The sequence below is a fragment of the Pseudoalteromonas sp. J2K-J599 genome (assembly GCF_059295115.2).
The window spans coordinates 1,470,568-1,490,725 of record NZ_CM200271.1 but is presented as its reverse complement, the minus strand read 5'-3'; the positions used below and the strand labels follow the sequence as shown (position 1 = coordinate 1,490,725).

Annotated in this window: 18 protein-coding genes; 12 read left to right on the top strand and 6 right to left on the bottom strand. The window is 38.8% G+C overall.

Features of this window, described 5'->3' with window-relative positions:
- Position 1 precedes the first annotated feature (1 nt).
- Positions 2 to 256 carry a lipoprotein gene (locus AC5NT5_RS06785; RefSeq protein WP_024597375.1) on the top strand — a complete coding sequence of 85 codons (255 nt, stop codon included), beginning with the start codon at positions 2 to 4 and terminating at the stop codon, positions 254 to 256.
- Positions 257 to 310: 54 nt separating this feature from the next.
- On the opposite strand, the gene AC5NT5_RS06780 is transcribed toward AC5NT5_RS06785, so the two are convergent.
- The 3 genes from AC5NT5_RS06780 to AC5NT5_RS06770 all read right to left on the bottom strand — a co-directional run bounded on the left by AC5NT5_RS06780 (position 311) and on the right by AC5NT5_RS06770 (position 5,398).
- Positions 311 to 1,663, bottom strand: a complete 1,353-nt coding sequence (locus AC5NT5_RS06780) for a hypothetical protein (protein ID WP_024597376.1) — start codon at positions 1,661 to 1,663, stop codon at positions 311 to 313.
- Positions 1,664 to 1,767: 104 nt separating this feature from the next.
- Positions 1,768 to 4,350 (bottom strand): TonB-dependent receptor, encoded by a 2,583-nt coding sequence (locus AC5NT5_RS06775; protein ID WP_182671753.1) that lies wholly within the window; start codon positions 4,348 to 4,350, stop codon positions 1,768 to 1,770.
- Between the two features lie 622 nt (positions 4,351 to 4,972).
- On the bottom strand, positions 4,973 to 5,398 hold the full coding sequence (locus AC5NT5_RS06770; RefSeq protein WP_039490088.1) for a hypothetical protein: 426 nt from the start codon (positions 5,396 to 5,398) through the stop codon (positions 4,973 to 4,975).
- A 340-nt stretch (positions 5,399 to 5,738) separates the two neighbouring features.
- On the opposite strand from AC5NT5_RS06770, the gene ccoN reads away from it, so the two are divergent.
- The 11 genes from ccoN to ttcA all read left to right on the top strand — a co-directional run bounded on the left by ccoN (position 5,739) and on the right by ttcA (position 15,847).
- Entirely contained in the window at positions 5,739 to 7,172 is a 1,434-nt protein-coding gene (ccoN, locus tag AC5NT5_RS06765) for a cytochrome-c oxidase, cbb3-type subunit I (protein WP_002961515.1), read from the top strand.
- Between the two features lie 12 nt (positions 7,173 to 7,184).
- Complete coding sequence (gene ccoO, locus AC5NT5_RS06760) at positions 7,185 to 7,859, top strand: cytochrome-c oxidase, cbb3-type subunit II (RefSeq protein ID WP_024597379.1); 675 nt, start codon at positions 7,185 to 7,187, stop codon at positions 7,857 to 7,859.
- Between the two features lie 6 nt (positions 7,860 to 7,865).
- The gene (locus AC5NT5_RS06755) at positions 7,866 to 8,051 is read left to right on the top strand and encodes a CcoQ/FixQ family Cbb3-type cytochrome c oxidase assembly chaperone (protein WP_024597380.1); all 186 of its coding nucleotides are present in this window, start codon (positions 7,866 to 7,868) and stop codon (positions 8,049 to 8,051) included.
- On the top strand, positions 8,048 to 9,082 hold the full coding sequence (gene ccoP / locus AC5NT5_RS06750) for a cytochrome-c oxidase, cbb3-type subunit III (RefSeq protein WP_494513207.1): 1,035 nt from the start codon (positions 8,048 to 8,050) through the stop codon (positions 9,080 to 9,082). Before AC5NT5_RS06755 ends, ccoP begins: the two co-directional genes overlap by 4 nt.
- A gap of 149 nt (positions 9,083 to 9,231) precedes the next feature.
- On the top strand, positions 9,232 to 9,723 hold the full coding sequence (locus tag AC5NT5_RS06745; protein WP_002963075.1) for a FixH family protein: 492 nt from the start codon (positions 9,232 to 9,234) through the stop codon (positions 9,721 to 9,723).
- 8 nt (positions 9,724 to 9,731) lie between these two features.
- Entirely contained in the window at positions 9,732 to 12,107 is a 2,376-nt protein-coding gene (locus tag AC5NT5_RS06740; RefSeq protein WP_494513208.1) for a heavy metal translocating P-type ATPase, read from the top strand.
- Positions 12,104 to 12,271: a cbb3-type cytochrome oxidase assembly protein CcoS gene (ccoS, locus tag AC5NT5_RS06735; protein ID WP_002963071.1), complete on the top strand. Its 168-nt coding sequence runs from the start codon at positions 12,104 to 12,106 to the stop codon at positions 12,269 to 12,271. The genes AC5NT5_RS06740 and ccoS overlap by 4 nt, the downstream gene beginning before the upstream one ends.
- Positions 12,264 to 12,935, top strand: a complete 672-nt coding sequence (locus AC5NT5_RS06730) for a sulfite exporter TauE/SafE family protein (protein ID WP_494513209.1) — start codon at positions 12,264 to 12,266, stop codon at positions 12,933 to 12,935. The genes ccoS and AC5NT5_RS06730 overlap by 8 nt, the downstream gene beginning before the upstream one ends.
- A gap of 70 nt (positions 12,936 to 13,005) precedes the next feature.
- Positions 13,006 to 13,743, top strand: coding sequence for an FNR family transcription factor (locus AC5NT5_RS06725; protein ID WP_002963069.1), 738 nt, complete (start codon positions 13,006 to 13,008; stop codon positions 13,741 to 13,743).
- Positions 13,744 to 13,846: 103 nt separating this feature from the next.
- A complete protein-coding gene (uspE, locus tag AC5NT5_RS06720; protein WP_165723936.1) occupies positions 13,847 to 14,779 on the top strand; it encodes a universal stress protein UspE in 933 nt (310 codons plus the stop codon).
- Positions 14,780 to 14,932: 153 nt separating this feature from the next.
- Positions 14,933 to 15,847 carry a tRNA 2-thiocytidine(32) synthetase TtcA gene (gene ttcA / locus AC5NT5_RS06715; RefSeq protein WP_002963067.1) on the top strand — a complete coding sequence of 305 codons (915 nt, stop codon included), beginning with the start codon at positions 14,933 to 14,935 and terminating at the stop codon, positions 15,845 to 15,847.
- A gap of 82 nt (positions 15,848 to 15,929) precedes the next feature.
- Here the strand turns inward: ttcA and AC5NT5_RS06710 are convergent, their stop codons facing one another.
- The 3 genes from AC5NT5_RS06710 to AC5NT5_RS06700 all read right to left on the bottom strand — a co-directional run bounded on the left by AC5NT5_RS06710 (position 15,930) and on the right by AC5NT5_RS06700 (position 19,938).
- Entirely contained in the window at positions 15,930 to 16,991 is a 1,062-nt protein-coding gene (locus AC5NT5_RS06710; protein ID WP_494513210.1) for a hypothetical protein, read from the bottom strand.
- Positions 16,992 to 17,255: 264 nt separating this feature from the next.
- A complete protein-coding gene (locus AC5NT5_RS06705) occupies positions 17,256 to 18,326 on the bottom strand; it encodes a hypothetical protein (protein ID WP_494513211.1) in 1,071 nt (356 codons plus the stop codon).
- Positions 18,327 to 18,612: 286 nt separating this feature from the next.
- Positions 18,613 to 19,938, bottom strand: coding sequence for a methyl-accepting chemotaxis protein (locus AC5NT5_RS06700; protein ID WP_182752840.1), 1,326 nt, complete (start codon positions 19,936 to 19,938; stop codon positions 18,613 to 18,615).
- Between the last annotated feature and the right edge of the window lie 220 nt (positions 19,939 to 20,158).

The following is a 20,158-nucleotide window of genomic DNA, read 5'->3' as shown; positions in this document are numbered from 1 at the left end:
AATGAAAAAACTCCTTATCATCGCAGCTACATTAAGCCTTGCGGCTTGTTCTAAGGTAAGTCTTGAAAATTATGAAAAAATTAAAGTAGGCATGGATAAGACTGAAGTTGAAACTATTTTAGGCAGTGCTGATAACTGTGTTGAAAAAACACTACATACTAACTGTGTATGGGGCGATGAAGCAAAAAATATCGAGATCACGCTAGTATCAGACAAAGTAACTTTATATAGCAAACATGGCTTAGCTAATAAATAAACTGACCAAATATTAGGGGCTGATTGTATCAGCCCCTTTTTAAATTAATAAAACTCATTTTTTGGAGTAGATAAGCTCAATATTAACGATTTTACTGCGATTTAACGTTATTTTATAGCGTTGATAGAGTGTTTTATCTTCCTCAGTTAGCACAAGTACCATGTTTAATTGATAACGCCTTTCTACAGCCTGCTTAGAAATTTTATTACTGTCTAAATGATATAGCTTCCCTTCACCACGTTTTAAATAACGTGCAAATGGTGCAAGATTAAATTGTAGCGTGTGCTGTAGTGTATCGTAGCCGGGCAAAAATTCTTTCGCACTAACACGTGTCTCACTTGCAAAGTGTAACCACTGCGCAGCTTGTTTATTTTGTTGACGACGTTTTGAAAAAATAGATTTCACTTCTTTAGGTATTTTTTTAAAGCGCATGTATTCAAGCCAAATTAGCTGACTCGCTACTTTGTCTTTAGTAATACTATTTTTAAAACTAAATCGCCACTTAGGTCGCCCTTGTACAATGGCTCGCCAAATCATACGTGTAATATCTTCTTTAAATATTTCACGCAGCCCGTAAATAACTCCTAAAATTAAAATAAGCGTCGCGGTGACTTCCGTAAACGTTGAGCGGGCATTAAGTATCACAACCATCACAAATGCCATGATAACAGCTGTAACAGTGCCTTTAACTAATCGCTTAAGGTAGCTGTTAAGAAACCGCGTTTGACGCTGTAATATTACGCCGTGCTCAATTAAGCGTTGTAACAAGCGCATTTTATTTGTTATTCGATTTGCGTCTTGCATGGTTGTTTCAGAGTTGTAGCTTTTCTCTGCTCGATACGTATTTTCGCTTTTACAAAACTGCAGTAAATCGTTACGCTCTTTTGCATAATCGCTACTACGTGGGCCTTCATCTAAAAGCTTTAAAAAAGATTGCTCAACATGCCAACTTAAATAGTTATCAGCATTGGTAAAAAATGGCAGTAGTTTTTCGTCATCTGGTGTGTAGCGACGCAGCTTTTTTAAAAGTCCTTCGCTTTGCTCATATACCTCGTTAGCACGTTTATAAAAATCTTCTGCCTCATCAATTTTTAACGCGTCTTTTATATCGGCATCAAGGGCTAAACGTACTTGGTAACAAAATAAATTAAGATTTTGCCGGTAATCTTGTTGCTCACCTTTGTTTTTACTAACAAAACGGCTTCGCACTAAAGGCAAGTGTATATTGTTAGCGTTATACGCTAAGTGCGATTTAAAGTGGTTATTAAAGTAAGATTCTTCGGTAAGTGTTTGCGGATTAATCCCCATTTCATTAGGGATAGAAAAATACAGATCTATGCGCTGTTCAGAACGAGGAGTTAGTTCTGGTTCAATGACAAAAGATAAGTTTTCATCTTGTTTTAACAATCAGTTCTCCTTCTAAAATATCGTTTTAGTGTACTTGTCTCCTTTATTTTGTTCAATAAAAAAGGCTCAGTAAATACTGAGCCTTAATAAGATTAATGTGCTAGTTAAAATTTAACGTTTACACCAGCAAATACACGACGGCCAAGTACATCATATGTGTACGGGTCAGTATTAGAATCGTTGTTACCTGAGTAGTATGGTGGTTGCTTATCGAATAAGTTATTTACACCTGCAGTTAACGAAACCATGTCACTGATAAAGTAAGAACCGCTCACATCATGGTAAACAACAGATGGTGTTGTTGGAGCATAACATGTAGATTCTTTACCTAAACAGCTGTAGCTATCCATTCCTGCAATGTAACGTGCTTTGTAGTTAGCAGACCAAGCATCACCTTTAACATCTAGCTCAAAGTTTGCTTTTACGTCAGCATAACCACCTATACCAGAAGTAATTAAACCAGCGTAATCAATGCTTGATTCAATAACATCAACAGTGTACTCGTCAAGGTAAGTAACATCTAATGACGTATTCCAAGCAAGGCCAGCTAAATCAAATTTGTAATTTAAGTTTAAGTCATAACCTTTTGTTTGCTCATAACCTACGTTTTGTAGTTGGTTATTAAACGCGATACGACCTGTGCTTTGGTTAAAATCGATATTTGCTGAACTACAAAGTGCTGTTGATTGATTCGCTAAAGAGCCATCTGTTGCAAGACATGAATCCACAATGTATTGGTTGTTTACTGTAGCAATAGCGTTTTCGATTTCAATGTCGTAGTAATCTAACGTCATTGAGAAACCTTCAAACCATTCTGGTTCGTAAACTACACCAACGGTAACTGTATCAGCTAATTCAGGTGTTAATTGGTCATTACCACCAACGGTTACTTCAGCCTGATCTTGTGCACCGGTGAAGCTAACTTGCTCATAAGATGGAGAATCACCTGAGTATAGCTCAGCAACTGTAGGAGCACGGAAAGCTGTAGAACGAACACCACGAAGCATTAATTCGTCGTTTACACGCCAAGTTAAACCAAGTTTCCACGTTTCATCAGAACCAAATGTGCTGTAATCAAAAGCACGGATCGCAGCGCTTAATTCTACATTTTGTGCAAGATAAGCATCTGCAACTAAAGGAATAGCCAGCTCAAGGTATGCTTCGTTTACATCAAAACGACCGCTTGTTGCATCAACGCGTGGATCATTTGCAAGACCTTGTGAAGTGATCGAATCTGGTGTGTACCACGCTTTTTCTTCACGGCGTTCAAGACCTGCAGCAAAACCTACAAAGCCCGCAGGTACTTCCATTAACTCACCAGAAAGCGCAGCTGTAATCATAAATAATTGACTGCCGCCTGAGTTTTGCTCAGTGTAAACATAATCACTAAAGCTACTGCTTGACCATGAAGCTTGTGAAAGTGGGTTAAAGTTACCAGCTTCAATTTCGCTTTGAATTGAACCCATATTGTGAAGGTTGCTTAAGCGATCTACTGAGTCATTACGACCAAAAATTACTGATGTATCCCACTCTAAACCGTTATCTAAATAACCTGCAGCACCGATAACAGAACGAACTGTATCAACTACTTGAGATGAATCACGTGTACCAGTGTCAACCATACGACGGCCGTAAGAAACTTCATCACCGTAATTAATATTTTGGTCGATTAAAGAATCACCCATCCACTCAGCGTAGTCAAAGTCGAACCATACTGGTTGAGGTGCTAGTTGCTGCTCTGACCAACGTTTTGAGTATGTAAACTCAGAGTATAAACGCGTGTCATCAGTTAAATCAAAACTACCAATACCTGTAAGGTTTAAACGACGCATTGGCGTGTATAAGTAGCTAGATTGCGAATAGTTGTAAGCATCACTAGTACCAAAGTCGTGCCAACCATTATCAGCTTGACCTTGTAAAGATTCATCACCTGACCAAACATGACCATTAGGAGTATAAGAAGAACCAGAACAGTACGGAGCACTGCCATCGCCATCTTCAGTTAATGGACAATCAGAAAAGCTACGATCAGCCTGAGAAGCATCGCCACGGTCTGTGTACTGCAAACCGATTACAACGTTACCACGACCGAAGTTACCACCCATTGTAATATCAAAAGACGTTTCATCTGCATCACCTTCAGTAGTGATTGCTGATTTAACATTAAGGTCTAAGCCTTCAAAGTTATCTTTTAAGATAATATTTACAACACCCGCAACAGCATCAGTACCATAAACAGCAGATGCGCCATCTTTAAGCACTTCAATATGCTTGATCATAGATACTGGGATAGTATTTAAATCAACTGTAGAAGCTGCGCCTGTACCTGAGTTGATCATACGGCGGCCGTTTACAAGTACTAAAGTACGTTGTGAACCTAAACCACGTAAATCAATTGATGCATTACCACCAGAACCATTATTGATACCTGGGTTTGTCATTGCGCCGCCTGTAGCGGTCATTTTTTGTAGTACAGAATCTACTGATACTGCGCCTGAAGCAGCAATATCGTCAGCACCGATAATAGTAACTGGGCTAGCGGTTTCCATATCTGCGCGCTTAATGCGAGAACCCGTTACTTGAATTTTTTCGATTGCTTGTGCTGAGTCTTCAGCAGCAAGAACTTGCACACTTGAGAACATTGGAAATGCTGCGATTACAGCTAAACCAAGAGTTGATTTTTTCATGAAAGAACCCTACTTGTTGGAAATTTACCTTTATTGGTAATGCTCACTTTTTATTAGAATAGTGAGTCAGGTGGGCAACTTAGGCGCTTTTAACTGAACGAAAACTTAATGGCAGCTCAATTTATATCAAGAAATAAAATGGAATAACCATAGTAGGTACATAGGTTACATTATGTTTCAGTGTTAATTAATAAATACACTTTAAAAACAATACCTTGAAAAGACAAGGAAACATTAGAAACACACCTGAAACCAAAGTGATTCACTTTGTAATCAAATGTAATTAACTGAGCTACGTACCAAAAACAGACAAATTAACAACTTAATCACAGCACATTATTAAAACCGCAAAACTAAATGTTAATTAATAACCATATTTATGCATACTTGATGCTTAAATAGTCTTATTTAGCCTCTTTGGAAGGTTTTTTGATTAGATTTTTTTATTCAGTCGTAATTAAAGTTGAACTTTTTGAGAGCACTTATTCACTATTGAAGTTTTGTCAGTATTAAAACCTAAAAAGGCAATTTTATTGATCTTGTCACTCAAATAATCGTATGTATAAGAAAACGAACTCACATCAAAAATGTAAGCTGTATACAAGAGTTTGTAGTCGCAACTTTAATACGTTACGTAAAAAGAGTAATTGAGTGTTTGTATTACAGAGGTGGCATTATCTTTAACGGTTAGTTCTAAATTCCAAAGCATATTTTGCTCTGAACAAATACCAACCATAGTATTACTTTGCCAAAGATCATTATGTTTTTTAAATTTTTGGGGAATGTAACCCATGTACATAGTGATGCCTTTAAGCTTGGCATCTTCAATTGTAACGTTTGCAGGTAAGTCACTAAAGATAGTAAATGGGGTTTCGGGGGAAAGGGTTTTCTCGCTTAACCATACTTTAACATCATTTGAAAAAGTACAAGGCAAATTGGCTTCGCACTGGGCATTTTTAAGAAATTTTTCATCTGTATTTTTAGAAAAATCACACGCTGTTAATAAAAAAAACACCACAGTGAATAAACTTAACCTATATATAAGCATAACAATTTCGCACTAAAGAAAAGCAAATACTAATAATCGTGACTGTAAATAACAAGTGCGAGTGTTACTATTAGGCCAAATTAGGCACAAACTGTATCAAAAAATAAACAACAAGCTCACAAAGTTTGATTGATGTCATAATTTTATGTAATTGACCTATCTTTTTTAGGCCAAAAAATTTATCATTTCACCCGCAAAAAATAAGGGTTTCTCAAGTTTTTTTTCTGAAGTTTTCATGTATTGAAAGTTTTAGGTAACACGCTTGAGAAAAATAGTAGGCCCCACTTTTAATAGTGGGTAATTCATTTCTAAACGCATTTATTGCAGCGGAAGCCAGAAAATGAGCCAAACAGTAGCATCACAAACTGAGTATAACTATAAGGTTGTACGCCAATTCGCTATTATGACAGTGATTTGGGGCATCGTTGGCATGAGTATTGGGGTTCTGATTGCTGCCCAATTAGCTTGGCCAGCACTTAACTTTGATACACCATGGTTAACTTACTCTCGACTACGTCCGTTACACACGAACGCAGTAATTTTCGCATTTGGTACTAGTGCACTGTTTGCGACGTCTTATTACGTCGTACAACGTACTTGCCAAACGCGTCTTTTCTCAGACAAACTCGCCGCCTTTTCATTTTGGGGCTGGCAGCTAGTTATTGTATTAGCAGTAATTACATTACCACTTGGTATTACTAGCTCAAAAGAATACGCAGAACTTGAATGGCCAATCGATATTTTAATCGCTGTGGTTTGGATTGTTTACGCTATTGTATTCTTTGGTACTTTAATCAAGCGTAAAGTGTCGCACATTTATGTTGCTAACTGGTTCTATGCTGGCTTTATTATTACTGTTGCAGTACTACACATTGTAAACAGCATGGCAGTGCCTGTGTCGTTAACTAAATCATACTCAATCTACGCAGGTGCGGTAGATGCTATGGTTCAGTGGTGGTACGGTCATAACGCTGTAGGTTTCCTATTAACTGCTGGTTTCTTGGGTATGATGTATTACTTTGTACCAAAACAAGCAGGTCGCCCAGTTTACTCATACCGTTTATCGGTAGTTCACTTTTGGGCATTAATTTCATTATACATCTGGGCAGGTCCTCACCACCTTCACTACACTGCGCTTCCTGATTGGACGCAAAGTTTAGGTATGGTTATGTCTATTATCCTATTCGTACCGTCTTGGGGTGGTATGATTAACGGTATTATGACCCTATCAGGCGCATGGCATAAACTGCGTACTGATCCAGTACTACGCTTCCTAGTTGTTTCATTGTCTTTCTACGGTATGTCTACGTTCGAAGGCCCTATGATGGCAATTAAATCTGTAAATGCGTTATCTCACTACACAGATTGGACGATCGGCCACGTACACTCAGGTGCACTAGGTTGGGTTGCTATGATTTCAATTGGTGCTATTTACCACTTAATTCCTGCGTTATTTGCGCAAGGTCGTATGTATAGCGTTAAATTAGTTAACACCCACTTCTGGTTACATACTGTAGGTGTTGTTTTATACATTGTTGCAATGTGGATCTCTGGTGTAATGCAAGGTCTAATGTGGCGTGCGGTAAATGCCGACGGTACATTAATGTACAGCTTTGTGCAGTCTTTAGAAGCGTCGCATCCTTTCTACATTATGCGTTTTGTAGGCGGTGTATTCATCGTAACAGGCATGTTAGTTATGGCTTATAACGTTTTCCGTACAATTTCAGCTGAGAAAGAATCTCTGAAGTTAGACGCGCAAGCACAATTAGCATAACGGAGTGAGATGATGAGCAATAAAAATTCACAAAACAAACATGAAATAGTAGAAAAGAACGTTGGCCTTATGGCTATTCTGACTGTTTTTGCTATCAGCTTTGGTGCATTAGTTGAAATTACTCCGCTAATGTTCCAAGACGACACAACTAAACCAGTAGAAGGCCTACGCCCTCTTAATGCTTTAGAAATGGAAGGCCGTGACATATATGTACGTGAAGGTTGTTATAACTGTCACTCACAAATGATCCGCCCTTTTCGTGATGAAGTTGAGCGTTACGGTCACTACTCTGTAGCAGGCGAGTCAGTATGGGATCACCCTTTCCAATGGGGTTCTAAACGTACTGGCCCTGACCTTGCTCGCGTTGGTAAACGTTACTCGGACGACTGGCATTATGCTCACTTAGTTGACCCACGTGCTGTGGTTCCTGAGTCGAATATGCCGGGCTTTCCTTGGTTAGCAGAGGATAAGGTAGACACAAGCCTGACTCTGAAAAAACTACAAATTTTCCGTGATACTTTTGCTATTAACCCAGAAAACCCTAAACACCCGGGCCTAGGTTATGGCAGCGACGAAGAACTTAAAGCTGATGTTGAAAAAGTTAACGCTATGAATAACGGCGAAGGCGCAACAGAAATCCAAGCTCTAATCGCGTATTTACAGCAACTTGGTACCCACTTGAAGTAAATTATTATGGATTACGGAACATACAGAGGCATTTTGACTCTGGTAATTTTAGTATTGTTTATTGTGATTGTTGTATGGGCATACAGCAAGCGTAGCAAAAATCGTTTTGACAGCGCTGCTAATGCCATTTTTGAAGATGAAAAAAAACATAACAACACACTCTCTAACGAGGAAAAGGAGTCTGAAAAATGACTAGCTTTTGGAGTATTTGGGTTATTGTATTAACCCTTGCATGCTTATGCATCATCTTTGGCCTATTAGTTTGGAACTTAAAAAACTATGCTGGCGTAAAAGAAGGTGAAAGCTGTGGACATGAATTTGACGGCATTGAAGAGCTAAATAATCCACTACCAAAATGGTGGACTTACATGTTTTTCGCAACTTTTATTTGGTCAGTATATTACCTTGCAGCTTTCCCAGGTTTAGGTAACTGGGAAGGTTTAGGTAAATGGACTAGCTCTAATCAAGGTATTACGTCTTTAGCTGAATCTAAAAGAGCAGTTGCAGAGGCCAAAGCAGAAGGTCGTTTTGTTAAACTTGATAAAGAGTATGAAGCTGCAGAAGAACGCTTTGGTCCTATTTTTAATCGACTTGCACAAGTGCCGGTTTTAGATTTAGTTAATTCTAAGTTTGAAGGTGACGCAGCGCAGCAAGTTGCTCTTGAAAATGGTGACAAACATGAACAAACAGATGGTCAATTAGCCATCGAAATTGGTCAGCGTTTATTCTCACAAAACTGTGCGCAATGTCACGGCTCTGATGCACGTGGTGGAACAGGCTTCCCTAACCTAACTGATAAAGATTGGTTATATGGCGGTACACCAGACAAAATTAGAGAAACACTGCTTAATGGTCGTATAGCTGCAATGCCAGCTTGGGGCGATGCTCTTGGTGAGCAAGGCGTTAAAGAAATGACTGCACATGTGCTGAGCCTTTCTGGTCGTACTGTTAACCAAAAAGATGCTGCCGCAGGTAAAGCTAAGTTTGCAATGTGTGCAGCATGTCACGGTGCTGACGGTAAAGGGTCGGTTGCACATAACCTACCATTTGGCGCGCCTAACCTGACTGATAACATTTGGTTATACGGTGGTTCTCAACGTGCTGTTGAAGAAACACTTAACCACGGCCGTGCTGGTGTAATGCCTGCTTGGAAAGACATTTTAGGTGAAGATAAGATTCACTTATTAACAGCCTACGTTTACAGTTTATCGCAAGATAAATAAGCACGTGGTTAATAAAATGTTTATAAATTAATTTATTTAATTCAATAGATTAATCCAGATCAAAAAAGCCTCCAGTCGGAGGCTTTTTTTTAGTCTTTTACGTATAATTCCTATAAAATAACGCTTCCTAAACTAATTTTAGAGACACTATGCAACCTACTCCGTGGTATAAAAATTTTTGGCCTTGGTTTTTAATCTTTTTTCCGTTAGTTGCCATTATTGGCTGTATTAGCTTATTTATTACGGCAATAGGTAACGGCCCAGATATGGTTGTTGACGACTACTACAAAAAAGGTAAAGCAATAAACTTAGAACTGACTAAGTTTGAAAAAGCAAAAGCACTTTACTTACATGGCGAATTAAATGTTACCAACGAGCGTGTAAGCTTTAAGTTTACAAAAGGTGACAGTAGCAACGTACATGTTTTAAAACTTTCGTTTTACCACCGTACTATTAAAGCGCATGACTTTGAGGCCACACTTACACCTAATGCCAATCAAGAATTTACTGCATTACTTGATAAGTATACGCCAGGTGCATATTCTGTATTTATTGAGCCAATTGATGGCAGCTGGAAACTAAAAGAAAACATTGTTCTACCGACGGCTGAAACCGTTTTAGTTACTCCTAACTATAAGTAATCATCACTATGTCTCACTCTTGCTTTCATTGCCTTGAAAGTGTGCCAAACGGATTTAGCGCAAACGTTATAATTGACGATATAGCCCAGCCAATGTGTTGCATTGGCTGCCAAGCAGTTGCGCAAAATATTGTTGATCAAGGTATGACTGATTATTATAAATACCGAACTGTTCGCGCAGGCAAGGTTGAGCAACTGGTACCTGAGCAACTCGCATTTATAAAAAGTTATGACAACGAAGATATTCAAGACGAATTTATAGCTACTAACGACAATATCTCAGAGGTATTGTTGAGTGTTGAAGGTATAACCTGCGCAGCGTGTGCATGGCTTATCGAAAAACAACTCTTAAACTTAAATACTGTAAAACGGGTTGATGTAAATACATCCACCAACCGCGCGATGATCCAATGGGATAAAACCAGCACCCCCTTGAGTGAAATTATTACTTCCTTAGCCAAAATTGGTTATAAAGCCTACCCATTTCAATCAGATATTGAAGCTCAACAAAAGCAACAAACTGCCAAAGCCTATATTCGCCGCTTAGGTGTTGCAGGCTTAATGACCATGCAAGTTATGATGTTTGCGTTTGCCATGTACTTTGGCATGTTTTCAGGGATGGACAGCAATTTTGAGCAGTATTTTAGATGGATCAGCTTAGTACTTGCCTCTCCGGTTATTTTATATAGCGCACTGCCCTTTTTAACCAACGCCATAAATGGCTTAAAAGCAAAACAGCTCAATATGGATTTACCCGTATCGCTGGCTATTTTTGGTGCGTTTGGCGCAAGTTGTTACGCCACATTTATGCAAGTCGGCGAAGTATATTTTGAATCTGTGTGCATGTTTACCTTTTTACTTTTATTAGGTAAGTACCTTGAATTTAGAGCGCGTTTAAAAGCGAGCGAATTTACTGCCAACTTACAAAAATTATTGCCATTAACAGCCCGTACCATTAACGACAGTGGTGAAGAACTTATAATTGCAGCCAAAAAACTAAAACTTAATGACGTAGTACTCATTAAAGCGGGTGAAACAATTCCTGCCGACGGCGAGCTTATAAAGGGTAAAACTACGGTTGATGAATCAATGATGACGGGCGAACACCAACCCGTTACAAAATTTATCGGCCACAATGTTTACGCCGGTTGCGTTAACCATGACGGCGTTATTGAAATAAAAATTAATAAAATTGGCCAAAATACGCTTTTAAATCAAATTATCCGCTTGCAACACAACGCATTAACTAAACGCCCTAAACTGGTTGAAATTACAGATAAAGTTGCGCAATGGTTTATAGCGTGCCTACTTATATTTGCTTCACTTACAGCTATTGGCTGGTACCAAATTGACCCTGAACACGCATTTTGGATCACCATTTCGGTTTTAGTTGCTACCTGCCCATGTGCCCTGAGTTTAGCCATACCAACCGCACTTACATGCGCGGTTGCAACCTTGACCCGTAAAGGCGTATTAATAAAACAAGCGCATGTGCTCGAAACACTCTCACAAATTACGTTATTTGCCTTTGATAAAACAGGCACACTTACTCAAGGTAAATTTAGCCTAGATGAAGTAGATATACTCGATAAGCAATACACAAAAGCGCAAGTGCTAGATATGGCAGCTATGTTAGAGCGTTATTCTGAACACCCTATAGCCAGCGCATTTGATGAAATTACTCCTGCTCACCACAATCTTAATAACGTTGAAGTGCATCCAGGTTTGGGAATTAGCGCACAAGATGCAAACAATCATTATGCAATTGGTAAAAGTGGTTGGTTTGATAGCAAAAAATCAAATGCACAAGCAAGCTTGTATATAAATAAGCAGGTTGTTGCACGTTTTTACTTTATTGATAAAGTAAAAAACGATGCTCAAAAGCTTATAAACTCACTTCAATCGCAAAATTTAACGTGTCATATGTTAACCGGTGACGCATCAGATGCTGGGCAAAAAGTAGCTAAACAACTTAACCTTGAAAGTGTGCAATCTGGGTGTTCGCCACAGGATAAACAAACAGCCGTTGAAAAATGGGCGTCACAAAACGAAGTTGTAGCAATGGTCGGCGATGGCGTAAACGACAGCCCTGTATTTGCCAGTGCGCATTTATCCATTGCAATGGAAACCGGTGCTGACATATCAAAAAATAGCGCCGATGTAGTGCTCCTTAATAGCGATTTAGCTTCGATTGATCATTTACTCAATGTGGCAAAACAAACCAGACGAATTATTAAGCAAAACCTTGCACTGTCTTTATTGTATAATGCATCCATATTACCATTGGCAGCGCTGGGTTTAGTCGCTCCATGGATGGCTGTTATTGGCATGTCTGCCAGCTCAATTATTGTGATTAGTAATTCACTAAGGCTATTAAAGTTATGAGCATAATTTACATTTTGATCCCCATTGCCATTTTGTTTGTCATTATTGCTATAGGCGTTTTCTTTTGGGCCGTAAAGAGTGAGCAGTTTTCTGATTTAAATAAGCAAGGTCATAGTATTTTGTTTGAAGACGACAAAGAGCAACATAACAAAAGTAATGATTGACCCTCTTTACACCAGCGCATTTTTAATGGGGCTAATAGGTAGCGGTCATTGCATTGCCATGTGCGGCGGTATTGCAAGCTCATTACAACTGGCAAGTGATAAACGCAAAGCATTTACCTATTCATTTGCCTATAATACCGGGCGTGCACTGAGCTACATGGCAGCAGGTGCTCTTGTTGCTGGTATTAGCAGCCAATTTGCTAGGCAAAACACATCTTTTTCTTTAGCACTTTCATTAATTGCAGCTATTTTTATGCTCCTAGTCGGCGTGTATATAATGCGCTTAGGCCCTACGTTGCAATGGTTAGAAAAAATTGGTAAAACCTTAGTGTGGCAACACATTGTTAAGCTAAATAAATACTTAATGCCTATTAACTCACCATTTAAAGCCCTAGGTTACGGTGCTTTGTGGGGATGGCTTCCATGTGGACTTGTTTACTCAGCACTTACATGGGCGATGACTAGCCCAAGTGCCCTAGACGGTGCTTTAGTGATGCTTTGTTTTGCTTTGGGTACTTTCCCCGCAATGATCACGTTAGGCGTTACCGCACAAAAACTAAATAGTATTATTAACCACCCTTGGACCCGAATTGTATTGGGCAGTGTTATAATCTGGTATGGTATCTACTTATTGATAATTGCAACTGACAAGCTGATACAATAACCTATTCGCAGTATTAACCTTTTATGGTTATTTTGCAGTCGTGTGTATAAAAATTTAAACGGATTAAATTATGGATTTCTCTCAAAGTCGCGCTAAAGGTAATTGTGCTATTAGCTGTAATAACTGCAGTATTAGTCAATTGTGCTTGCCATTTTCACTCAATGGCCAAGAAATGGATAAGCTAGACGAAATTATTGAGCGAAAAAAACCACTCCATAAAGGCGATTATCTATTTGAATCAGGCGCACCTTTACAGGCGATTTATGCTGTACGCTCTGGCTCATTTAAATCGTACACATTATCAGAGCAAGGTGATGAGCAAATAACCGGGTTTCATTTAGCGGGTGACTTAGTAGGCTTTGACGCGATAAGCAAAATGGCGCACCAGAGTTTTTCACAAGCACTTGAAACGTCAATGGTGTGCGAAATACCATTCGATACCCTTGACGAACTTGCTGGTAAATTACCAAAACTTCGTCAACAAATAATGCGCTTGATGAGCAGCGAAATTACATACGATCAAGAAATGCTGTTATTACTCAATAAAAAATCAGCAGAAGAACGCTTAGCTAGTTTTATTTATAACCTGTCAGAGCGTTTTGGTGAACGTGGTTTTTCACGCAAAGAATTTAGATTTACCATGACTCGCGGTGAAATAGGTAACTACTTAGGCCTTACCGTAGAGACCATTAGCCGTTTATTAAGCCGTTTTCAAAAAGCCGACTTAATTAAAGTAGAAGGTAAATTTATTACAATTTTAGATAATGATGCCTTAGCTAAAACGGCAGCAATCGTTAAGCCTCGCTAAATTAAATAGTTTGATTTAGAACAACAATTTATATGCTACCCCTTTAACTGTTTTATATTTGCGTTACACTAATTGTACACCCGTTAGGCAAATGGAGTAGCATATGAACACTATTAAACGCATTATTGCGGTTATTGACCCTACCAAAGACGATCAACACGGTTTATCACGTTCAATAGACTTAGCCAAAAAATCTGGCGCAAGTATTACCGCCTTTATGACGGTTTACGACTTCTCTTATGAAATGACAACGATGCTATCTGGCGATGAACGCGAAGCAATGCGTGATGCCGTACTAAAAGATCGACAGCTATGGCTTAAAGATTTGGTTTCACCTTACAAAGATATAGATATTGACACCCAAGTGGTTTGGCATAACCGTCCTTATGAAGCCATAATCGATACTGTAATTGATCAAAAGTACGATTTAGTAATTAAAGGCACACATCAACATGGTGCACTTAAATCCGTTATTTTCACCCCTACCGACTGGCATTTAGTACGAAAATGCCCTGCCCCGGTGTTGTTTGTTAAAGAAATGGCATGGCCAGAAAACGGTAATATTTTAGCTGCTGTGAATGCGGTTAGTGAAAACGAAGAACATGTAGCACTTAATAAACGGGTAATTAAAGACGCACAATTTTTATGTGAACTTGCCAACGCAAAACTTAATTTAGTTAATGCTTATCCTGCAACGCCCATAAATATAGCAATCGAAATTCCTGAGTTTAACCCTGGACTTTATAACGAATCAGTTAAAAAACACCACATTGAATCAACCAATGCACTTGCTGCTGAGTTTAATTTAAGCCAAGAGCAATGTTTTATTGAAGAAGGCCTACCAGAGGATGTAATCCCTGATGTAGCTAAGCGGTTAAATAGTGAATTAGTAGTTATAGGTACCGTTGGTCGTACAGGCTTAAGTGCCGCTTTAGTAGGTAATACAGCAGAGCATGTAATTGATAGCCTTGACTGCGATGTACTAGCACTCAAGCCCGATGGTTACGTAAGCCCGATGGCAAAGAAACTAGATTAATTAAAAATTTAGCAAGTAACATCCAGTTTGTTACTTGCTAAAAATACCGTGTTTAATTACATCCTAAACTCGCATATTCAGGTGGTTTGGGTATAATACGCCCCTTTATTTTTAGCAAATAACTTTGCTGTATTGTTTTACTAGGGGGCGTAATTGTCACACTCAGATCAAGCTAAAGCTCAATTTAACTTAAATAAGCTACAAAAGCGTTTACGTCGCCAAACTGGTCAAGCCGTTATGGACTTCAATATGATTGAAGAAGGTGACCGTATAATGGTGTGTTTATCAGGTGGCAAAGACAGCTACACAATGCTTGAAATGCTTCAACATTTAAAACGTGTAGCACCTATAAAGTTTGATCTCGTTGTTGTAAACCTAGATCAAAAACAACCAGGGTTTCCTGAGCACGTTTTACCCCAGTATCTTGATAAATTAAATGTAGAATACAAAATTGTAGAAGAAGATACCTACAGCATTGTTACTGACATTATTCCTGAAGGTAAAACAACCTGTTCACTTTGCTCACGACTGCGTCGTGGTATTTTATACCGCACAGCAAATGAGTTAGGCGCAACTAAAATAGCCCTTGGCCACCATCGTGACGACATGATTGAAACGTTGTTTTTAAATATGTTTTACGGTGGAAAACTAAAAAGTATGCCGGCTAAATTAATGAGTGATAACGGCGAGCATATGGTTATTCGCCCACTTGCATACTGCAAAGAAAGCGATATAAGCCAATACGCATTTGCACAAGGTTATCCAATTATTCCGTGTAACCTATGTGGTTCGCAAGAAAACCTACAGCGTAAACATACAAAAGCAATGCTCGCTAAATGGGATGCTGAGCACCCAGGCCGTATTGAGAGTATTTTTACAGCAATGCAAAACGTCGTGCCTTCACACTTAGCTGATGCTGATTTGTTTGATTTTAAAAACTTACAAACCGGTGAAGTCATTGATGGTGGCGATATAGCTCTTGATAAGCCAGACATTCCTAAAGTGCCTGTTACTAATGAGCTTGATGAACAAGAAGCGCCAAGTGTAGTTACTATAAATCTAAGCTAACATATCTAGGCTAACAAATTTAAGGGGGTTGTATTTATGTACAACCCCCTTAAATTTACCAATTCAGCCTTACGTTGTCTTTTTAACTCTCAGCTAGGCCTTGTAAAAACTCTAAACTTAACTTTTCTTGTGCATTAGTCTGATACGGCAACTGCTGTAAACTGTCGTACGAAAAATCGTTTATCTCAAAATGGCTTATTTCACTATTCCCAAAGCTGTTACGCTCACCTGGGCTTGGCGACATTCTTTCTATTACAAAGTCACTTAAGCGCATATCGGTAACGCCCTTAGGTAATACTGACCAATGAGCTTTTAAGTCTACGGTTTGGCTCCCTTGTGTTAAGCGTTCCTTAGATACCAAATGAGCAAGTGGTGTATCACCACTATATAAATTCGCCCTAACACGATACAAACCACTTTTTATCACCGTTAAATTAGCTGGCATAATCATGTTTTCATTTTGAGCATAAGCAATTTCAAAACCTGTCAAAGTAGCACTTGGCGACATATATTGAATTTGCGCAACTACGGGTACTTTTTTGCCGTCAACATCGCCCTGCACATACACTTGCAAACTACGAGGGTAATCTTCATCTTCTTTAAATGTAATAATTGCCTCACCTTCACGCGCATTGCCCGTATGGGTATTTAATACTTCCTTTGTATCAGTATTTGCAAGTTCAACGACCACTTTACCAAGCCCTTGAGCGCTTACCTTTATTGTTATTTCTTCTGGATATACAAAACGATATTGTTTGAGGCTTACCGTTAAAGCATCGCCGCTTTCACCTATGGGGCTCGACACAGGATAAAACTGATTTGGCTTTAATCGATCTTCATCTAAAGGACTCAAAGGTTGGGAATAAGGAGGAAACTTAAGTGCACTTTCGTATTGCATCACCACTTGCTGCGCTGCTTTTGTTAGGTCTTCATTAAACGCAATTTGCTTTTTTGATTGTGGTTTTTTAGCTTTAGGCACATCTATAGGGATCACTTTTACAGGCGATAAGTCAGGTGCGTTCGCGCTGTGTTTAATCTGTGGTTTTATTGGCTCAGCAACTTTATGAGCATCATTTTTACCAGTAAACCATAGCGAGAATAAAATAGTGCTAATAATTAAAGCAACGACATAAAATTTTTTCATTTTTATATTTCAATCTTTTATAAGGCGTATAGTTTTTAATACCAATCTGCTTATATATGGGTCTATTTAACGTTAAGAAAATTACGCTAGAACTAGGCAAAAATTTTTGTATCTAGTTGTTCTCGGCAATTGCTCCCTGCATTGCTCTACCTCCTGCATCCATGCAGTCGTAAATAAAAAATTTTTAACGACGTTATAGTAGAATTTAATTCGTTAAATTGATCAAAGATTTATGCAGATTGGTATCACTACACGCCTTCTATGTTATGGAATCACATTATAAATAAGTGCTGATGCACTTAAATTATTTGAATCCCTAATATAACGATATTGTTTTTTCCAAAACCAACTACCTGTAGTTTTATCAAACGTATTAAACCCTACGTTATTACCTTCAACATTTACGTTATTCATGGCTATTGTGACATTACCTTTACGCTGCGCGTTATGTATTTCGTTATGGCTATAACTGTCACTCATCATCATTGGATAATGATTTGGCATAAAGCTACTAACAGCATCACCTTGCGATTTTAAATGGCCATCTGTATCAATACTGCTGCTACAACTTCCAAACGAGCCAGCCGAACTTGCACCACATGAAGAGTGCGATGCTACAACCGAATCATCATTACCTTTTAAAAATCCACCTGTTAAACCTAAATACGAATTACCATCTGCCACAAAGCGTAATCTAGGTGTACGTGCATCAGGAAATGGCGATATTTTACGGGCATTATTCACTTTTAAATCGTGTAATACACCAACAGCTTCGGTTACATCGCTCCCTAGCCACCATTTGAGTGCTGCATCGACCGCAAAGTTCCATGATGCGCCAGTTAAAGCACTAACGGCTACATCTGCAAGCTCACTTCCACCACCCGCGCCTGCTAAATCAAACGTCGCAACAATATTAAGCGGCTGTAAGCCTGCGTTTTCTAACCAGTTTTCTTGGTTATCAATAATATGGCGTGCAACTAAGTCGCCTGTTGAATGTGTTACAAATACACAGCCATCACTGCATAAATTAGAGCGTGAAATTTGCTTTAACTTTGGCCACACCCAATCGGTAGCAATTTTACCTTCAATTCGCTCATAAGCAGGCCAATCAATTCGCTCATCTGCACGATTATTCCAGTACGATTGCCAATATGTTTCACCGTCATTAATTACATCACTACCCGACTTATTGGTTATTTGCGAAGTTTGTAACCCGTGAATTAATATAATTTTGTAGTCTTTACTCGCAGCAGAAAAGCTCATTAGCATAGCAAGCCCAGCACCAATTAGGTGACTTGGTTTAATTAATGTGTGTGTGCGCTTAGTGTTGTTCATACAATTCCTTAATGTTGTGTACGTAATATTTTATTATCATTTAAGGTATTCATACTAGGGCTTGTCAGCCTTGGCGTTCATCAGTATTAGGAACAAAGAACAAAAATGCAACAATTTATTATCATTTATAGGGATGAAGAAACTTATTACTTGTTATTTAATGGGTTAATAAAGAATAGTTGTTAAATTTAAAATTATCAGGGATGTTTCGAGAGTAATATTGAGGGGGGTTAGGTTGAGCGGGTACCGGTAAAGGTGCCCGCTTTAGAATAAGGACGTAACTAATCTAGCCGTTAGCTTTGAGTTCACTGGTAAATTGCCCAATCGCATTTACAACTTCTTGTGCGCCTTGCTGAATTTCCTGCATCACATCACCCGACTCTTTAGATAGTGCTAAACCTTGCTCTGCTTTTTCTTTACCTTTTTCTATTACAGCCACCGTATTTTGGGTTTGTGATTGGTTACGCTGTACTACTTCTACAATTTCTTCTGTTGCTTTTGATGTACGCGATGCAAGCAATCGAACCTCGTCTGCAACCACAGCAAAACCTCGACCTTGCTCTCCAGCCCTAGCCGCTTCAATTGCGGCATTTAATGCTAACAAATTGGTTTGCTCTGCAATACTACTAATACTTTGTACAATACTCGATATTTGTTGCGACTGCTGATCAAGCGCTGAAATTTCACTTGCCGCTTGCTCCATGTTAATAGCCAGCTCGGTCATTACTGCAACCGTATCTTGTATAACGCTCGCGCCTTGCTCTGCTTTTTTATCCGTTTGGGTTGAGGTGCTATAAGCAATTTCGGCAGCCTGAGATATCGCAATTTCTTGATTTACTTGCTCTGTAATAACTGTTGCAAACTTCATTACTTTATAAAGCTCATTCGCGTCATTTGAGATTGGGTTATATGACGCTTCTAACCATACAACATTGCCATATTTATCAACACGCTTAAAGCGCTCCGCTATAAACTGTCCTTCTCTTAATTTAGCCCAAAACTGTTGATACTCTTGGGAATTATACTCTGAAGCTTCACAAAATGTGCGATGGTGTTTTCCTATTAATTCACTTTCTTGATAACCCATTGCTGATAAAAACTGCTCATTTGCTTTTAAAACATGGCCTTCTAAATCAAATTCAATTACTGCCATAGAGCGATATATCGCTTTGATAGTGTCGCTTTGCTCGCGGGAAGCCGTAATTGTTTTTGTAAGCACACTCCCGAATATAGAAAAATAGAGCAACTGATCTTGCTCCCCTTTTACAGGATGTACTATTAAACGTAACCATTCAGCTTTACCATCACCGCGCGCAATTTGTAATGCACCGCCCCAATGTCCTTCTTTTTTTATAGCTTGCTGTAGGCTTTTAAATTCTGAAGATTGACGAGATGACTCAGTAATAAAATCATCAAAAGAGTTATTAGTAAGATCGTCTTCGTTGTAGCCTAAGTTTTCTAAAAACCTATCATTGGCGTGCGAAATTCTGCCATCATAGAGAATGTTCAGTACTAACATCTCTCGGTAAAGCCCTTCCCACACTTGTTGTAACGGATAGAGTTCTGCTTTTAAAGAGGCTATTTCATTTTGCTTATTTTTAGAAAAAAACATTAATATCCTTACTAGGGCGTGTTGACCTTTGTGGATTGAAATTTGTTCAATCTAGGGGCGATTAAATCACGGCGCGAGGTTTGTAACCTAGTGGGCTCGATAACTGCTCCTGCGTTATTCTAATGGCTTACATCCATGTAAGAATAAGTAAAAACCGAGCAAAGCTTCCGCGTCCTGCTCACGCCCTTACCTACATCCATGTAGGCAACAAAGAGTTAAT

Excerpts from the sequence above, each read along its gene's own strand:
- AC5NT5_RS06785 (WP_024597375.1), top strand. The coding sequence starts at position 2 with ATGAAAAAACTCCTTATCATCGCAGCTACATTAAGCCTTGCGGCTTGT.
- AC5NT5_RS06775 (WP_182671753.1), bottom strand. The coding sequence starts at position 4,350 with ATGAAAAAATCAACTCTTGGTTTAGCTGTAATCGCAGCATTTCCAATG.
- AC5NT5_RS06770 (WP_039490088.1), bottom strand. The coding sequence starts at position 5,398 with ATGCTTATATATAGGTTAAGTTTATTCACTGTGGTGTTTTTTTTATTA.
- ccoN (WP_002961515.1), top strand. The coding sequence starts at position 5,739 with ATGAGCCAAACAGTAGCATCACAAACTGAGTATAACTATAAGGTTGTA.
- ccoO (WP_024597379.1), top strand. The coding sequence starts at position 7,185 with ATGAGCAATAAAAATTCACAAAACAAACATGAAATAGTAGAAAAGAAC.
- AC5NT5_RS06755 (WP_024597380.1), top strand. The coding sequence starts at position 7,866 with ATGGATTACGGAACATACAGAGGCATTTTGACTCTGGTAATTTTAGTA.
- ccoP (WP_494513207.1), top strand. The coding sequence starts at position 8,048 with ATGACTAGCTTTTGGAGTATTTGGGTTATTGTATTAACCCTTGCATGC.
- AC5NT5_RS06745 (WP_002963075.1), top strand. The coding sequence starts at position 9,232 with ATGCAACCTACTCCGTGGTATAAAAATTTTTGGCCTTGGTTTTTAATC.
- AC5NT5_RS06740 (WP_494513208.1), top strand. The coding sequence starts at position 9,732 with ATGTCTCACTCTTGCTTTCATTGCCTTGAAAGTGTGCCAAACGGATTT.
- ccoS (WP_002963071.1), top strand. The coding sequence starts at position 12,104 with ATGAGCATAATTTACATTTTGATCCCCATTGCCATTTTGTTTGTCATT.
- AC5NT5_RS06730 (WP_494513209.1), top strand. The coding sequence starts at position 12,264 with ATGATTGACCCTCTTTACACCAGCGCATTTTTAATGGGGCTAATAGGT.
- AC5NT5_RS06725 (WP_002963069.1), top strand. The coding sequence starts at position 13,006 with ATGGATTTCTCTCAAAGTCGCGCTAAAGGTAATTGTGCTATTAGCTGT.
- uspE (WP_165723936.1), top strand. The coding sequence starts at position 13,847 with ATGAACACTATTAAACGCATTATTGCGGTTATTGACCCTACCAAAGAC.
- AC5NT5_RS06710 (WP_494513210.1), bottom strand. The coding sequence starts at position 16,991 with ATGAAAAAATTTTATGTCGTTGCTTTAATTATTAGCACTATTTTATTC.
- AC5NT5_RS06705 (WP_494513211.1), bottom strand. The coding sequence starts at position 18,326 with ATGAACAACACTAAGCGCACACACACATTAATTAAACCAAGTCACCTA.
- AC5NT5_RS06700 (WP_182752840.1), bottom strand. The coding sequence starts at position 19,938 with ATGTTTTTTTCTAAAAATAAGCAAAATGAAATAGCCTCTTTAAAAGCA.